The sequence below is a fragment of the Streptomyces sp. H27-C3 genome (assembly GCF_030063415.1).
Taxonomy (GTDB): Bacteria; Actinomycetota; Actinomycetes; order Streptomycetales; family Streptomycetaceae; genus Streptomyces.
In genome coordinates, this window is record NZ_JASITA010000027.1 from 77015 (window position 1) to 91209 (window position 14195).

The following is a 14195-nucleotide window of genomic DNA, read 5'->3' on the forward strand; positions in this document are numbered from 1 at the left end:
AGCGTGACCGACACCAATGTGCGCCTGTGGCGGAGAGTCCATATGGACCTCGTCCGCTATGCGGGCTGCGTGTGTCAGCCGTCCTGCTGATTCGCCCTCGTTCCTCGCGCCGTGCCGTGCTCTGCTCATGGCCGCGCGTCCACGCGAACTTCTCAGGACGGTCCTTGTGTCTCTCCCCGCACCTCTTTCTGCTGTGCCCGAGCGCGCCGCAGCCGCCACCACCCCTGCCGACCGCGCTTCGGGTTCTTCCTCCGCGGGTCCCTCCTCTGCGGAACTGCTCGAATTCGTACGTCGTACCGCTGCCGACGCCTCGCTCGTGGCCTCCCTTCCGCTCGACCCCGGGGGGCGCACCTGGGTACGCCTCGACGGGCCCTCCGGGAGTGAGGCATGGCTCATCGGATGGCCGCCCGGCAGCGGTACCGGCTGGCACGACCACGGCGGCTCGCACGGAGCCTTCGCCGCCGCGGGAGGCTCACTGCGCGAGGAGTCACTCGCGGCGCGCCTGCCCACCGAGGGCTGGAAGACCCTCGAACTGGCCGACGGCGTCGACCGTGAGCGGCAGCTGACAGCCGGCCAGGGGCGCGCCTTCGGTGCCCACCATGTCCACCAGGTGCTGAACGAGTCCCCGGGCGAACACGCGATCTCCGTGCACGCCTACTACCCGCCGCTGCCGATGATGCGGCGCTACAGCCGCACCGGCGCGGTGCTGCGCCTGGAGCACGTCGAGCGTCCGAAGGAGTGGCAGTGAACGGGAAGCCGGTCGGCATCGACGAACTTCTGAGGCGCGTCCGCGAGGGGCTCGACCGCGTAGGCCCTCAGGAGGCCTTCGAGGCAGCCTCGGCGGGCGCCCTGCTCGTGGACATCCGGTACGCCGAACTGCGCGAGCGGGACGGGCTGATTCCCGGGGCGCTGGTCATCGAGCGCAACGAGCTGGAGTGGCGGCTCGACCCGCAGGGCAGCCACCGGGCCGCGGAGGCCACCGACCATGATCTGCGGGTCGTGGTGATCTGCAACGAGGGATACGCGTCCAGCCTCGCGGGCGTCTCCTTGCGGCAGCTGGGGCTGCACCGGGCAACGGACCTCGACGGCGGCTTCCAGGCATGGCGGGCGGCGGGGCTGCCGGTGACACCGCCGGTGAGGCCGTAAGGACGACGTAGGGGCGGTAAGGAACGCCCTCGCGGAAGGCCCCCCTACCGATGTGCGGGGCTGTTGGCGCGTGGGCCGGACCCGCCCGGGAGGTGGCTACTGCTTGGCCGTGGCCCCCTCCGCCGGGCGGGCCTTCAGAGCCGCCCGGCCCGGCAGCGGCGTCGCCACCAGGACGAGCAGCCCGGCGGCACAGACCACGGTGGCGTACACCAAGGGCTGTACCGCAGGGGCCGCGTTGCCCGTCATGCCGACACTGAGCGCCGTCAGCACCGCGAGCGCCATGCCCGTGCCGAGGGAGGCAGCGATGAGCAGGACCGTCAGGGCTTCGACGCGAACCATTCGCAGGATCTGACGGCGGGTGGCGCCGGCCAGCCTCAGCATCGCGAACTCACGGATGCGTTCGGAGACCGACATGGCGAGGGCGTTCACGACGGTGATGGCGGTGAACGCCAGGACCAGCCGCATGGCCAGGTAGTTCACCTCGGCGTTGCCGCGCTGCTGCTCGGCCTGGAGACGGTCGACGCCAGTGGGATCGAGGACGGAGACGGCCTGGGCGATGTCCTTCTTCAGCCGTCCGATGTCCGTGCCCGTTTCGAGGAGCACACCGATGGCGGTGACCTGGCCGGGGTGGGCGGCCAGCCGCTCGGCTTCCGCGGTGGAGAAGAAGAGGGACGTCTGGCGGCGCAGATCACCACTGCGGCCCGCGTCGGGCGTGGGCGCCGCGATGCCGGTGATTCGGTACGTACGCGGGGACCGGGTGGACTGGACAGTGAGCCGGTCGCCGGGGGCGAGATCGGCGCGGGCGGCGAGGCCACGATCGACGACCAGGTCGGTGGGGGCCTTGGGGGAGTCGCCGCGGGTGAGGGTGAATGGGGTCAGGGCAGCGGAGGCCCAGGCATAGCCGTAGAAGGTCCGGCCGTCGGCGGCCGGGAGGAAACGGCCGTCCGGGGCCACGGGATGCGCGGGGAAGGTGAGCTCGGGAACGGCGGCGCGTACACCTTCGACGGCGCGGACGCGCCCCACGGTCTGCGCGGGCAGCCAGGCTCGCTCCGCCATCGGCTTGGTCTTGGTCTTGGTCTTGGTCTTGCCGTTGCCTTTGTGCTTGACGGTGGTCTTGTGCACGTTCTGGTCGGCGGAGACCACGAGAGGGGCCGCGGCGTAACGCTCGGTGGCGATCGCGCCGCGAAGGCCGGTCTCCAGGAGGGAGCCGCAGGCGCCGGTGTTCAGGCCGAGGGCTCGGGCAAGGATCGCCGAAGTGGCCGGGCCGTGGAGGGACAGGTGCCGAAGAATCTGCTGTCGCCGCGGCTGCGCCAGCGCCTTGAGGGCGGCCAGCTCCGCGATCTCGGTACCACCGGGGTACTTTGCCATACGTACACAATTGCCTGTGCACAAGTAGCTGTGCACTGGGTCCGACCTGCACATTTACCCGGGGGTTAACCCCACCAACCAGTGCGGGCAAGCCAGTTGAGCCGATACCGTAGTCCGACCGGGCGGCCCTGGGCCAGTCCGAAGCCGTGGCCGCGGGCCGGCCGGGGCCGGGAGACAAGGTCCGAAGCCGGGGCCGCTCGAAGGCGGTCCGAGTCCACCCGGCCTCCGCTCAGCTCTGCTCGGAGCAGGCCGTACCAAACGCCCCCCGCGTCGCTCAGAGCAGGCCGCACGGCCGAACGCACGCCCACGCGTCGCTCAGAGCGGGTCGTACTCCACGCCCTCCGTGTCGTCCTCGCCCTCTTCTTCCAACGCGCGCCTGACCACCCGCAGGGCCATGCCCTCCGAGTACCCCTTGCGGGCGAGCATGCCCACGAGACGGCGCATTCGGCGGTCGCGCTCCAGGCCGCGGGTGGAGCGGAGCTTGCGGGCGACGAGCTCGCGGGCCCGCTCCTCCTCCTGATCGGAGTCGAGCTGGCCCACGGCCTCGTCGATCAGGGCCGCGTCCACTCCTTTGGTCCGCAACTCCCGCACGAGCGCCCGCCGGGCCAGACCCCGGCCGTGGTGGCGGGACTCCACCCAGGCGTCCGCGAAGGCCGCGTCGTTGATGAGCCCGACCTCTTCGAAGCGGGACAGCACCTCGTCCGAAATCTCTTCGGGGACGTCCCGCTTCTGGAGCGCGTCCGCCAACTGTTTGCGTGTACGCGGATTCCCGGTGAGCAGGCGCAGGCAGATCGCACGCGCCTGCTCACCGGGATCCTGAGGCGGCAGGCGCTCCCCGGCCCTCGACGGGGCGGAGCTGCCGCTGTCCTCTGCGTCCGTACTCCCCGGCCAGTCCATTCTCCGGGTCATGGCTTAGCTCTTGGCCGCCGCGGTCTTGGCCGTCTTGGCCTTGCTCACCGGAGCCGGTACCGACTTCGCAGCGTCGGCCGTCACCGCATCCGCGGCCACTGCCGTACCCGCGGCCGCGCCGCCGACCGCCGCGTCCGCTGGGGGCTCGACAGCCGGAGTCACCGGCTTCTTGACGCCGACACCCAGCTTGTCCTTGATCTTCTTCTCGATCTCATCGGCGAGATCGGGGTTGTCCTTCAGGAAGTTGCGGGCGTTCTCCTTGCCCTGGCCGAGCTGGTCGCCCTCGTACGTGTACCAGGCGCCGGCCTTGCGAACGAAGCCGTTCTCCACGCCCATGTCGATCAGGCCGCCCTCGCGGCTGATGCCCTGGCCGTAGAGGATGTCGAACTCGGCCTGCTTGAAGGGCGGCGCGCACTTGTTCTTGACGACCTTGACGCGGGTGCGGTTGCCGACCGCGTCGGTGCCGTCCTTCAGCGTCTCGATCCGCCGGATGTCGAGTCGCACCGAGGCGTAGAACTTCAGCGCCCGGCCACCGGTCGTGGTCTCCGGGGAGCCGAACATCACACCGATCTTCTCGCGGAGCTGGTTGATGAAGATCGCGGTGGTCTGGGACTGGTGCAATGCGCCAGTGATCTTTCGGAGCGCCTGGCTCATCAGCCGGGCCTGGAGACCGACGTGCGAGTCGCCCATCTCGCCCTCGATCTCCGCACGCGGCACCAGGGCCGCCACGGAGTCGATGACGATGAGGTCGATGGCGCCGGAGCGGACCAGCATGTCCACGATTTCGAGCGCCTGCTCGCCGGTGTCCGGCTGGGAAAGGATCAGGTTGTCCGTGTCGACGCCGAGTGCCTTGGCGTATTCGGGGTCGAGCGCGTGCTCGGCATCCACGAAGGCGACGGTGCCGCCGGCCTTCTGCGCGTTGGCCACGGCGTGCAGCGTCAGTGTCGTCTTACCGGAGGATTCCGGTCCGTACACCTCCACCACACGGCCGCGCGGGAGCCCGCCGACGCCGAGTGCGACGTCCAGTGCGGTCGATCCGGTGTGGATCACTTCGATGGGTTCGTTCGGCCGGTCGCCGAGGCGCATGACGGCGCCCTTGCCGAATTGCCGTTCAATCTGGGCGAGCGCGGCGTCGAGCGCCTTCTCGCGGTCGGTGCCTGCTGCCATGGGTTCCACCCGATTTGCTTGAGTCGATCGCTTCACATCCAAGACGCTAACCCCTGCCACTGACAATGCGTCCCGACGCCGTCCTGGCCTGTGGATAACTCAAGGAGAGAAACCGGGCCAGAACTCCATGAGAATGGATGTTCGATTTCGGTGTCAAGCGCACCACACCCACCCCGTCCGAGTCTCAGGAGTCGTCGTCCCCGGACAGCGGCGTCCCGGGTGTCCCCGACGTTCCGGGCGTCCGGGACGTTGGCCGCGGCTCGTGGCGCAGGGTCCGCCGCAGCCGTACGAGGCCAGAGAGACCCCGTCGGCGTGGATGCCTGCCGTGCACCCGCGGGTCGTCCGTCACGTCGTACCGCTTCACGTACGCGCCCAGGAAGGCCTGCAGTGTCGCGACCGCCGGAATCGCGATCAGCGCACCGACCGCGCCCATCAGCGCCGTCCCGGCGACAACCGACCCGAAGGCCACAGCCGGGTGGATGTCCACCGTCTTCGCGGTCAGCTTCGGCTGGAGCACGTAGTTCTCGAACTGCTGGTAGATCACGACGAAGATGAGCACCCACAGCGCGTACCAGGGGTTGACCGTGAAGGCGATGAGCATCGGCAGGGCGCCCGCCAGATACGTGCCGATCGTCGGGATGAACTGCGAGACCAGCCCCACCCACACGGCGAGCGCGGGCGCGTACGGCACATCCAGGATCACCAGCAGGATGTAGTGCGCGAAGCCGGAGATGAGCGCCATCAGGCCACGCGAGTAGAGATAGCCGCCCGTCTTGTCGACCGCGATCTCCCAGGCGCGCAGCACCTCGGCCTGCCGGGCCGGCGGCAGGACCGAGCACAGGGCGCGCCGCAGCCGCGGTCCGTCGGCCGCGAAGTAGAACGAGAACAGAAAGATCGTCAGCAGTCTGAACAGCCCGCCCAGGACGGTCGCCGACACGTCGAGAACGCCGCTCGCACTGTTCTGGACGTACCTCTGCAGCCAGTCGGAGCGCAGCAGACTGTCCTGGACCTCGACCCGCGAAAGCTCCGTGTGGAAGGTCTGGTTGATCCAGTTGATCACCGAGTCGAGGTACTTGGGGAAGTCCTCGACCATCTCGATGATCTGCCCGGCCAGCATCGAACCGAGCAGCACGACGAAGCCGACCGCCGCGATCACGACGCCCAGGAAAACCAGGAAGGTGGCGAGGCCCCGCCGCATGCCGCGCGCGGCCATGCGACCGACTGCCGGCTCGATCGCAAGCGCCAGGAAAAAAGCGATCAGGATGTTGGTCAGCAGCCCGATGAGCTGGTGGAACGCCCAGTCGCCCAGTTGGAAACAGGCATAGAGCGCGAGTGCGAGAACCATCGCGCGGGGCAGCCAACGGGGCATACGGACCGAAGCCTGGGCCGCCGCGGAGGCTGTGGGCGACGACGCGGTCGGTGACTCTTCGTTCTGGACGGAATTCTCGGCGGACTCGTCAGTGGGTGCCACCGGATCAGTCTCGCCCATGCCCGTACGGTCCGGCCGCCCGCCCTGGCGTCAGCGCTTGTCCGCAGGGACGTCCATCGCGGAACAGACGACGCGCCAGACGGCCTTCGCGTCCCACCCCGCGGCGAGTGCCTCGTGCACCGTACGGCCCCCGAGCTCGGTCATCACATGGTCACGGGCGAAGGAGTCGGCGTACGCCTCGCCGAAGTGGTCCGCCATCCGATCCCAGAAAATCGTCAACCGCATGAAACAAGTATCGCGCCCCTGAGAGTGCAGCCCTGTCCGTACACCTTGCCGTGAGCGTTTTGGGCCCTACGGTCGTTGCATGGCTGGATCCGGAGCATCCCTTCTCTCGCGCGGCGAGCACTTCATCTGGCTGACGGCCCGGGTGCTCGAGCAGCGGCGGTTCGCCTACCACTTCCTGGGCGGCGGCAGCGATGCGGTCGAAGCGGCGCTCGCCGCGTACCAGGGTGAGGACGGCGGCTATGGACACGCGCTCGAACCCGATCTGCGGGGGCCCGTCAGCCAACCGCTGCACACCGCGCACGCGCTGTCCGTCCTCGACTCCATCGGCCGCTGCGAGGGCCTGCGGGTGGAGCGGATGTGCCGCTATCTGTCCGACGTCTCGACCAAGGACGGGGCGCTGCCCGCCGTCCACCCCTCGCTGCGCGGCTATCCCGCCGCGCCCTTCACCCCCATCGTCGACGACCCGCCGAGCGAACTACTGGCGACCGGCCCCGTGGTGGGGCTGCTGCACCGCAACGAGGTGTGGCACGCGTGGCTCTTCAGGGCGACCGACTTCTGCTGGGCCGCCATCGACGCGCTGCGCGGTTCCCACCCGTACGAGATCCGGGCGGCGGTCGCCTTCCTGGACGGCGTGCCCGACCGGGCGCGGGCCGAGGCGGCGGCGGACCGGCTCGGCCGCCTGGTGCGCGAGCACCGGCTCGTGGTGCTGGACCCGGAGCGGGCCGACGAGCCGCCCCTCTCGCCGGGGTACGCGCCGGGTGAGCACCATTTCCCGTACGACTTCGCCACTGTGCCCGGTTCGCTGGCGCGTGGCTGGTTCACCGACGAGGAGACGAGTCGCTCGCTCGACTTCCTCGCGGCCCAGCAGCAGGAGGACGGGGGCTGGCCGATCCGCTGGCGGCAGTGGGCTCCGGGGACCGCTCTGGAGTGCCGGCCGATGCTGACCATCGACGCGCTGCTGACGCTGCGGGCCTACGGGCGGGTCATCGACGGGGACCGCGCCGGGGGCGGTGGCGCATCGGCCGAGGCCTGACCCGGGCCTCGGCCCGCCCGGGCAGCGCGTGGGCAGGCGCGCCCTACCCCGTCATCCGCCCAACGCGCGCACGCCCGCGGTGACGGCCACGGCCGCCCCGACCACCACGAGGAAGGGGGCGCGCAGGGCCAGTGCGAGCGCCGCCGCGGCGAGCCCCGCTCCCCTGGCGTCCAGCATCAGGTACTGGCCGGTGCTGAAGGTCTGCTGGGCGGTGAGCGCCGCCAGCAGGGCCACCGGCAGCAGAGCGGCCAGGCGCTTCACGAGTGGTCGCTCCAGTGCCCCGGCTGGCACCAGCAGCCCCAGCAGTTTCACGAGGTAGCAGCCGACGGCGGTGGCGCCGATCGCGATCCAGACGCTCATCGCCCCTCCTCCTTGGCCGTGTCGCGGGCTCTGCGGCCCTGGACCATGAGAACCACCGGCGCGGCGAGCGCGGCGGCGAGCACCGGCACCCCCGCGGGCAGCACCGGCAGGAGACCGAGCGCCAAGACGACCGCCAGAGCGGCGACGGCCCGTTCCATCCCGGTACGCAGCATGGGTGCGAGCAGAGCGAGGAAGACGGCGGGACTCGCGGCGTCCAGACCCCACGCGTCGGTGTCCCCGATGGCCTCCGCGCCCAGCGCGCCGGCGAGGGTGGTGAGGTTCCACAGCACGTAGAGGGTCAACCCGGTGACGGTGAACCCGAGCCGGGCGCTGCGACGCGTGGGCTGCGCGAGGGTGACGGCCGTCGTCTCGTCGATCACCCAGTGGGCGGCGAAGGGGCGCACGAACCGTGGGAGTGCGAGGAGCTGGGACAGCCGCAGCCCGTAGAAGGCGTTGCGTACGCCGAGGAAGAAGGCGCCCGCCGCCGCGGTAAAGGGGTTGCCACCCGCCGCGAGCGCGCCGACGAGTGCGAACTGTGAGGCGCCGGTGAAGACCAGCAGGCTGAGCGCGCAGGTCTGCAGGAGGGTGAGGCCGGAGCCCGCCGAGGTCACGCCGAACGCGAAGCCGGAGAGGCCGACGGCGACGCCGACACCCAGCGCGTCGCGGACGACGGCGCTGTCGGGCTTGGGCTCTGGGTCGGTGCGTATCGGTTGTGCTGGGAGTGCTGTCTGTTCTGCCACGCCCCGGACGTTACGTGCGGTGGCCTACGTGGTCTTGTACGTTCTTGCGCGCTCCCGCCGGTAAGCGCCCGGCGGCACTCCGACGATCCGGGTGAAGTGCCTGTTCAGGTGCGGTTGGTCGGTGAATCCGACGGCGACGGCCGCGTCGGCGGGCGCCGTCCCGGCCTCCAGGAGGCGGCGGGCGCTGCGCACGCGCGCGTTGGTGAGCCAGGTGTGCGGCGGCATCCCGTAGGCGGACTTGAAGGCGCGCAGCAGCGCGAAGGGGCCGGTGCCCAGCTCACCCGCCAGCTGTTCCAGGGACGGCGGCTCGGCCATGCGCTCCTCCAGGAGGCCCTTGGCGAGGGCCGCGGTGTGGGCGCCGGCCGCGACGGGCGCGCGGGCGGGCAGGGCCTGGCCGTGCCGCCGCAGCAGCCGGGCCACGGCTATGCGCAGCAAGCTGTCGGCGGCGAGCGCGTTGCCCTCCTCCGCCGCCTGGTGCACCGCGTGGATGAGCCGCGCGGTATCCGGGTCCTCGACGATCGTCTCGGCGAAAACAGCCGTCCCCCGCAGCAAGGTCGTCTCTTCGGCGATGTCGGCGACCACCTGCGCCGACGGATATAGCGTGGCGTACGACCAGCCTTCAGGCACCCCGGCATGGGCGGAGTGCGGAACTTCCGGGTTGATCATGACGACGGTGCCGGGGCGGGCCCGGATCGTGCCGTGCGGCATGACCACGTCCTCGATCCCGCGGAACACCGCGCCGAAGACGAACCCCTCATGGCTGTGCCGCGAGAAGGAATGGCGGACATAGCGGGCCCGCAGCAGGTCCAGGCCCGGCACTCCCGGGTACTGCCAGTGCCGCGCCCACTCGTCCTTCCCGTCCGCCGCCGTTGCCATGGGTCCATTCTGCGCCGTCCGCGCGTCGCTGACCTGCGCGTCCATGTTCCGGACGCCCGATGTCAGTGGCCCAGTGCACGATGGGGACATGGTCAGGACCGCGCTCGACTCCTTCTCCCCCGCGACCCGCGGCTGGTTCGCGGGCGCCTTCAACGCGCCCACCGCGGCGCAGGAGGGCGCCTGGCGGGCCATCTCCGAGGGCTCCGACGTCCTGGTCGTGGCCCCGACCGGCTCCGGCAAGACCCTGGCCGCCTTCCTCGCCGCCCTCGACGACCTGGCGTCCACACCCCCGCCCGCCGATCCGAAAAAGCGCTGCCGGGTGCTGTACGTATCGCCGCTCAAGGCCCTCGCGGTCGACGTCGAGCGCAATCTGCGCAGCCCGCTCACAGGCATCCGCCAGGAGTCGCTGCGTCATGGTCTGCCGGAGCCCGAGATCCGTGTCGGCATCCGCTCCGGCGACACCCCGCCCGCCGAGCGGCGGTCCCTGGCCACCAAACCGCCGGACATCCTCATCACCACACCCGAGTCGCTGTTCCTCATGCTCACCTCCGCCGCCCGTGACGCCCTGTCCGGCATCGAGACAGTGATCCTCGACGAGGTGCACGCCGTCGCGGGCACCAAGCGCGGCGCGCATCTCGCCGTGTCCCTGGAGCGGCTGGACGAACTGCTGCCGAGGCCGGCCCGCCGGATCGGCCTGTCGGCGACGGTCCGGCCGGTCGACGAGGTGGCCCGCTTCCTCTCGCCGCAGCGCAAGGTGGAGATCGTCCAGCCGCCGTCGGGCAAGAAGTTCGACCTGTCGGTGGTCGTGCCCGTCGAGGACCTGGGCGAGCTGGGCGGCGCCCCGGCCAAGGAGGACGACGCGGGTGACAAGCCGTCGATCTGGCCCCATGTGGAGGAGCGCATCGCCGATCTCGTCCAAGCGCACCGCTCCACGATCGTCTTCGCCAACTCACGGCGCCTCGCGGAGCGACTGTGCAACCGGCTCAACGAAATCGCGTACGAGCGCGCCACCGGCGAGCCCATGCCCGACGCGCACTCCCCCGCCGAGATCATGGCCGAGTCGGGCGCCGCCAAGGGCGCACCGCCGCTACTCGCCCGCGCGCACCACGGCTCGGTCTCCAAGGAGCAGCGCGCTCTCGTCGAGGAGGACCTCAAGGCCGGCCGGCTGCCCGCGGTCGTCGCCACCTCCAGCCTGGAGCTGGGCATCGACATGGGCGCGGTCGATCTTGTCGTCCAGGTCGAGTCACCACCGTCCGTCGCCTCGGGTCTGCAGCGCGTCGGCCGCGCGGGCCACCAGGTCGGCGCGGTCTCCACGGGCGTTGTCTTCCCCAAGTACCGGGGCGACCTGGTGCAGTCGGCCGTCGTCGCCGAGCGCATGCGCAGCGGCTCCATCGAAGCCCTGCGCATCCCGGGCAACCCTCTGGACGTCCTCGCGCAGCAGCTCGTCGCCATGGTCGCCCTCGACACCTGGCAGGCCGACGACCTGCTGGCCCTCTTCCGCCGCGCGGCCCCCTTCGCCTCGCTCCCCGATTCCGCCTTCACGGCCGTCCTGGACATGCTCGCGGGGCGCTACCCGTCCGACGCCTTCGCGGAGCTGCGCCCCCGCGTCGTGTGGGACCGCATCGCCGGTACGGTCACGGGCCGCCCCGGTGCGCAGCGCCTCGCCGTCACCTCCGGCGGCACCATCCCCGACCGCGGCCTCTTCGGCGTCTTTCTCGCGGGAGCGGACCCGAAGAAGGGAGGCGGCCGCGTCGGTGAGCTCGACGAGGAAATGGTCTACGAGTCCCGGGTCGGTGACGTCTTCACCCTGGGCACCACGTCCTGGCGCATCGAGGACATCACCCGCGACCGGGTGCTGGTCTCTCCCGCGCCCGGTGTGCCGGGCCGGCTGCCGTTCTGGAAAGGCGACCAGCTGGGCCGCCCCCTCGAACTGGGCCGCGCGCTCGGCGCGTTCCTCCGTGAGATCGGCTCGGTCACCCCGGAGGCCGCCAGGGAGCGCCTGACGGCCGCCGGGCTCGACGTCTGGGCCACCGACAATGTGCTCTCCTACCTGGACGAGCAGCGACGGGCAGCGGGGCACGTTCCGGACGACCGCACCATCGTCGTCGAGCGGTTCCGCGACGAGCTGGGCGACTGGCGCGTCGTCATCCACTCCCCCTTCGGCGCCCAGGTGCACGCCCCCTGGGCGCTGGCGCTCGGCTCCCGCCTGGCCGAGCGGTACGGCATGGATGCCCAGGTCATGCATGCCGACGACGGCATCGTGCTGCGCCTGCCCGACGCGGACCTGATGGGCTTCGACCTGCTCGACGAGGAACCGACGCGCCAGCGCGCGGAGTTCGACAGCGAACAGGCCCCGGTGGGCGCATCCGACATCGCCTTCGACAAGGGCGAGGTCACCCAGATCGTCACCGACCAGGTCGGCGGCTCCGCGCTGTTCGCCGCCCGTTTCCGCGAGTGCGCCGCCCGCGCGCTGCTGTTGCCCCGCCGCAGCCCCGGCAAGCGCACACCTCTGTGGCAACAGCGTCAACGTGCGTCCCAACTGCTCCAGGTCGCATCGGAGTTCGGTTCGTTCCCGATCGTCCTCGAAGCCGTGCGCGAATGCCTCCAGGACGTCTTCGACGTTCCCGGCCTGACCGAGCTGATGGGTGACATCGAATCCCGGCGGGTCAGGCTCGTCGAGGTCACCACCACCGAGCCGTCCCCCTTCGCCCGCTCCCTCCTCTTCGGATACGTCGCCCAGTTCCTGTACGAGGGCGACTCGCCCCTCGCCGAGCGCCGGGCCGCCGCGCTCTCTCTCGACTCCAAGCTTCTCTCCGAGCTTCTCGGCCAGGCGGAGCTGCGGGAGCTGCTCGACGCCGAGGTCCTGACCGAGCTGGAGCAGGAGCTCCAGTGGCTCACCGAGGACCGCCGGATCAAGGACATGGAGGGCGTCGCGGACCTGCTGCGCGTGCTGGGGCCCCTGACGGACACCGAGCTCGTCGCGCGCGGCGCCGAGCCCCGGTGGGCCGACGAGCTGTCATCCGCACGCCGGTCGATCCGCGTCCGGATCGCCGGGGCGGACCACTGGGCGGCCATCGAGGACGCGGGCCGCCTGCGCGACGCGCTCGGCACCGCGCTGCCCGTCGGCGTACCTGAGGCCTTCACCGAGCCGGTCAAGGACCCCCTCGGCGACCTCCTGTCCCGCTACGCCCGCACCCATGGGCCCTTCACGTCCGCCGCCGCGGCGGCCAGGTTCGGCCTGGGGCCCGCGGTCACGGACGGCACCCTGCAGCGTCTCGCCGCGAACAACCGGGTCGTACAGGGCGAGTTCCACCCCGCCGGGATCGGCCAGGAGTGGTGCGACACCACAGTGCTGCGGCGGCTGCGGCGCCGTTCCCTGGCCGCGCTGCGCCACGAGCTGGAGCCGGTCCCGCCCTCGGCGCTCGCGACGTTCCTCCCGCAGTGGCAGCACCTGGGGAGCAGCAGCCTGCGGGGCATCGACGGGCTGGTGCGCGCCGTCGAGCAGCTGCAGGGCGCCCCGGTCCCCGCCTCCGCGCTCGAAAAGCTGGTTCTGCCGTCCCGCGTCGCGGGCTACACGCCCGCGATGCTCGACGAGCTGACCACCACCGGTGAGGTCCTGTGGGCCGGGTCGGGAGCCCTGCCGGGCAAGGACGGCTGGATCTCCCTCTATCTCGCCGACGCGGCCCCCCTGCTCCTCCCCCAGCCCCACCCTCTTGAGCTGACCGCGCTCCACGAATCCGTTCTCACGACACTCTCCGGCGGCTACGGTCTGTTCTTCCGCCAGATCGCCGACCAGATCCGCGCCACCACCCATCCCGACTGCACCGATCCCCAACTGGCCGACGCCGTCTGGGACCTGGCCTGGTCGGGCCGGCTCACCAACGACACCCTCGCGCCGCTGCGCTCCCTCCTCGGCTCCGGGCGCACCGCCGGCTCCACCGCGCACCGGGCGAAACGCACCGTGCCGCGCGGGCGCTACGGCACGCTGACGGCCTCCGCCCGCACCGCGTCGCGCACCGGCCCGCCCACCGCGTCCGGCCGCTGGTCACTGCTCCCGGCCAAAGAGCCGGACCCCACCCACCGCGCGCACGCCCTGGCTCGCACCCTGCTGGACCGACACGGCGTGGTCACGCGGGGCGCGGTCGCCGCCGAAGGAGTCGAGGGCGGCTTCTCCGCGACGTACCGGATCCTCGCAGCCTTCGAGGACAGCGGGCAGGCGCGGCGCGGTTATGTCGTGGAGGGACTGGGCGCCGCCCAGTTCTCGATGGACGGCGCGGTCGACCGCCTGCGGGCGGCGGCCACCGCCCGCGACCGCGGGGACGCGGAGCACACCGGTCGCGCGGTGCTCCTCGCCGCGGCCGACCCGGCCAATGCGTACGGCGCGGCCCTGCCCTGGCCCGAGCCCCCCGCCGGAGCGGGCCACAGGCCCGGCCGCAAAGCGGGATCCCTGGTCGTCCTCGTCGACGGTGAACTGACCCTCTACATGGAGCGCGGCGGCAAGACCCTGCTGGCCTGGCCCGCCACCCCGGACGATCCCTCGGCCCCGGACCCGCGCCTCGCCTCGGCGGCGGAAGCTCTCGCGACGGCGGCCCGTGGTGGCGCCCTGGGCACCATCACGGTGGAGCGCACCAACGGCTCCCCCGCCCTGACCTCGCCCCTGGGCCAAACCCTGGAAGCGGCGGGCTTCCACGCCACCCCCAGAGGCCTCCGCCTCCGCGCCTGACCACCACCCGCGCCGACACCCGGACTTCCGCGAGAGCACCCCCACAAAGCCCAGCCGCGCCCAACACACCGCAACGCCACCCCACACCGCTCCGCCCGTTCGCCCCCACCAAGCCCACGTCCGCCGCTTCCCCCCCCCAGCGCCCCCACCACGTCCACC

Annotated in this window: 13 protein-coding genes; 5 read left to right on the plus strand and 8 right to left on the minus strand. The window is 71.5% G+C overall.

The genetic code is table 11. From position 1 onward, the window contains the following. Positions 1–18 precede the first annotated feature (18 nt). The 3 genes from QMK30_RS38530 (at position 19) to QMK30_RS25055 (ending at position 1146) form a co-directional block, all read left to right on the plus strand. The gene (locus QMK30_RS38530) at positions 19–90 is read left to right on the plus strand and encodes a putative leader peptide (RefSeq protein ID WP_349362113.1); all 72 of its coding nucleotides are present in this window, start codon (positions 19–21) and stop codon (positions 88–90) included. A gap of 76 nt (positions 91–166) precedes the next feature. Then, positions 167–748: a cupin domain-containing protein gene (locus QMK30_RS25050; protein WP_502963217.1), complete on the plus strand. Its 582-nt coding sequence runs from the start codon at positions 167–169 to the stop codon at positions 746–748. Beyond that, positions 739–1146, plus strand: a complete 408-nt coding sequence (locus QMK30_RS25055; protein ID WP_283520570.1) for a rhodanese-like domain-containing protein — start codon at positions 739–741, stop codon at positions 1144–1146. Before QMK30_RS25050 ends, QMK30_RS25055 begins: the two co-directional genes overlap by 10 nt. 96 nt (positions 1147–1242) lie before the next feature. Here QMK30_RS25055 and QMK30_RS25060 read toward each other — a convergent pair whose 3' ends face one another. The 5 genes from QMK30_RS25060 to QMK30_RS25080 all read right to left on the minus strand — a co-directional run bounded on the left by QMK30_RS25060 (position 1243) and on the right by QMK30_RS25080 (position 6304). Continuing rightward, on the minus strand, positions 1243–2514 hold the full coding sequence (locus QMK30_RS25060; protein WP_283520571.1) for an ABC transporter permease: 1272 nt from the start codon (positions 2512–2514) through the stop codon (positions 1243–1245). Positions 2515–2829: 315 nt separating this feature from the next. Continuing rightward, positions 2830–3423 carry a recombination regulator RecX gene (gene recX, locus QMK30_RS25065; protein WP_283520572.1) on the minus strand — a complete coding sequence of 198 codons (594 nt, stop codon included), beginning with the start codon at positions 3421–3423 and terminating at the stop codon, positions 2830–2832. Between the two features lie 3 nt (positions 3424–3426). Beyond that, positions 3427–4590: a recombinase RecA gene (gene recA / locus QMK30_RS25070; RefSeq protein WP_349362112.1), complete on the minus strand. Its 1164-nt coding sequence runs from the start codon at positions 4588–4590 to the stop codon at positions 3427–3429. Between the two features lie 184 nt (positions 4591–4774). Beyond that, the gene (locus QMK30_RS25075) at positions 4775–5959 is read right to left on the minus strand and encodes an AI-2E family transporter (protein WP_283520599.1); all 1185 of its coding nucleotides are present in this window, start codon (positions 5957–5959) and stop codon (positions 4775–4777) included. Positions 5960–6109: 150 nt separating this feature from the next. Further along, the gene (locus tag QMK30_RS25080) at positions 6110–6304 is read right to left on the minus strand and encodes a DUF3046 domain-containing protein (RefSeq protein WP_283520573.1); all 195 of its coding nucleotides are present in this window, start codon (positions 6302–6304) and stop codon (positions 6110–6112) included. A 79-nt stretch (positions 6305–6383) separates the two neighbouring features. Here QMK30_RS25080 and QMK30_RS25085 point away from each other — a divergent pair, with 79 nt between their 5' ends. Continuing rightward, positions 6384–7337: a hypothetical protein gene (locus QMK30_RS25085; protein ID WP_283520574.1), complete on the plus strand. Its 954-nt coding sequence runs from the start codon at positions 6384–6386 to the stop codon at positions 7335–7337. A 51-nt stretch (positions 7338–7388) separates the two neighbouring features. On the opposite strand, the gene QMK30_RS25090 is transcribed toward QMK30_RS25085, so the two are convergent. The 3 genes from QMK30_RS25090 to QMK30_RS25100 are packed head-to-tail and all read right to left on the minus strand — an operon-like array spanning position 7389 to position 9313. After that, positions 7389–7697, minus strand: a complete 309-nt coding sequence (locus QMK30_RS25090; protein ID WP_283520575.1) for an AzlD domain-containing protein — start codon at positions 7695–7697, stop codon at positions 7389–7391. Beyond that, entirely contained in the window at positions 7694–8437 is a 744-nt protein-coding gene (locus QMK30_RS25095) for an AzlC family ABC transporter permease (RefSeq protein ID WP_283520576.1), read from the minus strand. Before QMK30_RS25095 ends, QMK30_RS25090 begins: the two co-directional genes overlap by 4 nt. 24 nt (positions 8438–8461) lie before the next feature. Further along, positions 8462–9313 carry an AraC family transcriptional regulator gene (locus QMK30_RS25100; protein WP_283520577.1) on the minus strand — a complete coding sequence of 284 codons (852 nt, stop codon included), beginning with the start codon at positions 9311–9313 and terminating at the stop codon, positions 8462–8464. An 88-nt stretch (positions 9314–9401) separates the two neighbouring features. Between QMK30_RS25100 and QMK30_RS25105 the strand changes: the two genes are divergently transcribed. Continuing rightward, entirely contained in the window at positions 9402–14036 is a 4635-nt protein-coding gene (locus QMK30_RS25105; protein WP_283520578.1) for an ATP-dependent helicase, read from the plus strand. Positions 14037–14195: the final 159 nt, after the last annotated feature.

Coding starts and splice junctions, on each gene's coding strand:
- QMK30_RS25060 (WP_283520571.1), bottom strand. CDS start 2,514: ATGGCAAAGTACCCCGGTGGTACCGAGATCGCGGAGCTGGCCGCCCTC.
- recX (WP_283520572.1), bottom strand. CDS start 3,423: ATGACCCGGAGAATGGACTGGCCGGGGAGTACGGACGCAGAGGACAGC.
- recA (WP_349362112.1), bottom strand. CDS start 4,590: ATGGCAGCAGGCACCGACCGCGAGAAGGCGCTCGACGCCGCGCTCGCC.
- QMK30_RS25075 (WP_283520599.1), bottom strand. CDS start 5,959: ATGCCCCGTTGGCTGCCCCGCGCGATGGTTCTCGCACTCGCGCTCTAT.
- QMK30_RS25080 (WP_283520573.1), bottom strand. CDS start 6,304: ATGCGGTTGACGATTTTCTGGGATCGGATGGCGGACCACTTCGGCGAG.
- QMK30_RS25090 (WP_283520575.1), bottom strand. CDS start 7,697: ATGAGCGTCTGGATCGCGATCGGCGCCACCGCCGTCGGCTGCTACCTC.
- QMK30_RS25100 (WP_283520577.1), bottom strand. CDS start 9,313: ATGGCAACGGCGGCGGACGGGAAGGACGAGTGGGCGCGGCACTGGCAG.
- QMK30_RS25105 (WP_283520578.1), top strand. CDS start 9,402: ATGGTCAGGACCGCGCTCGACTCCTTCTCCCCCGCGACCCGCGGCTGG.
- QMK30_RS25085 (WP_283520574.1), top strand. CDS start 6,384: ATGGCTGGATCCGGAGCATCCCTTCTCTCGCGCGGCGAGCACTTCATC.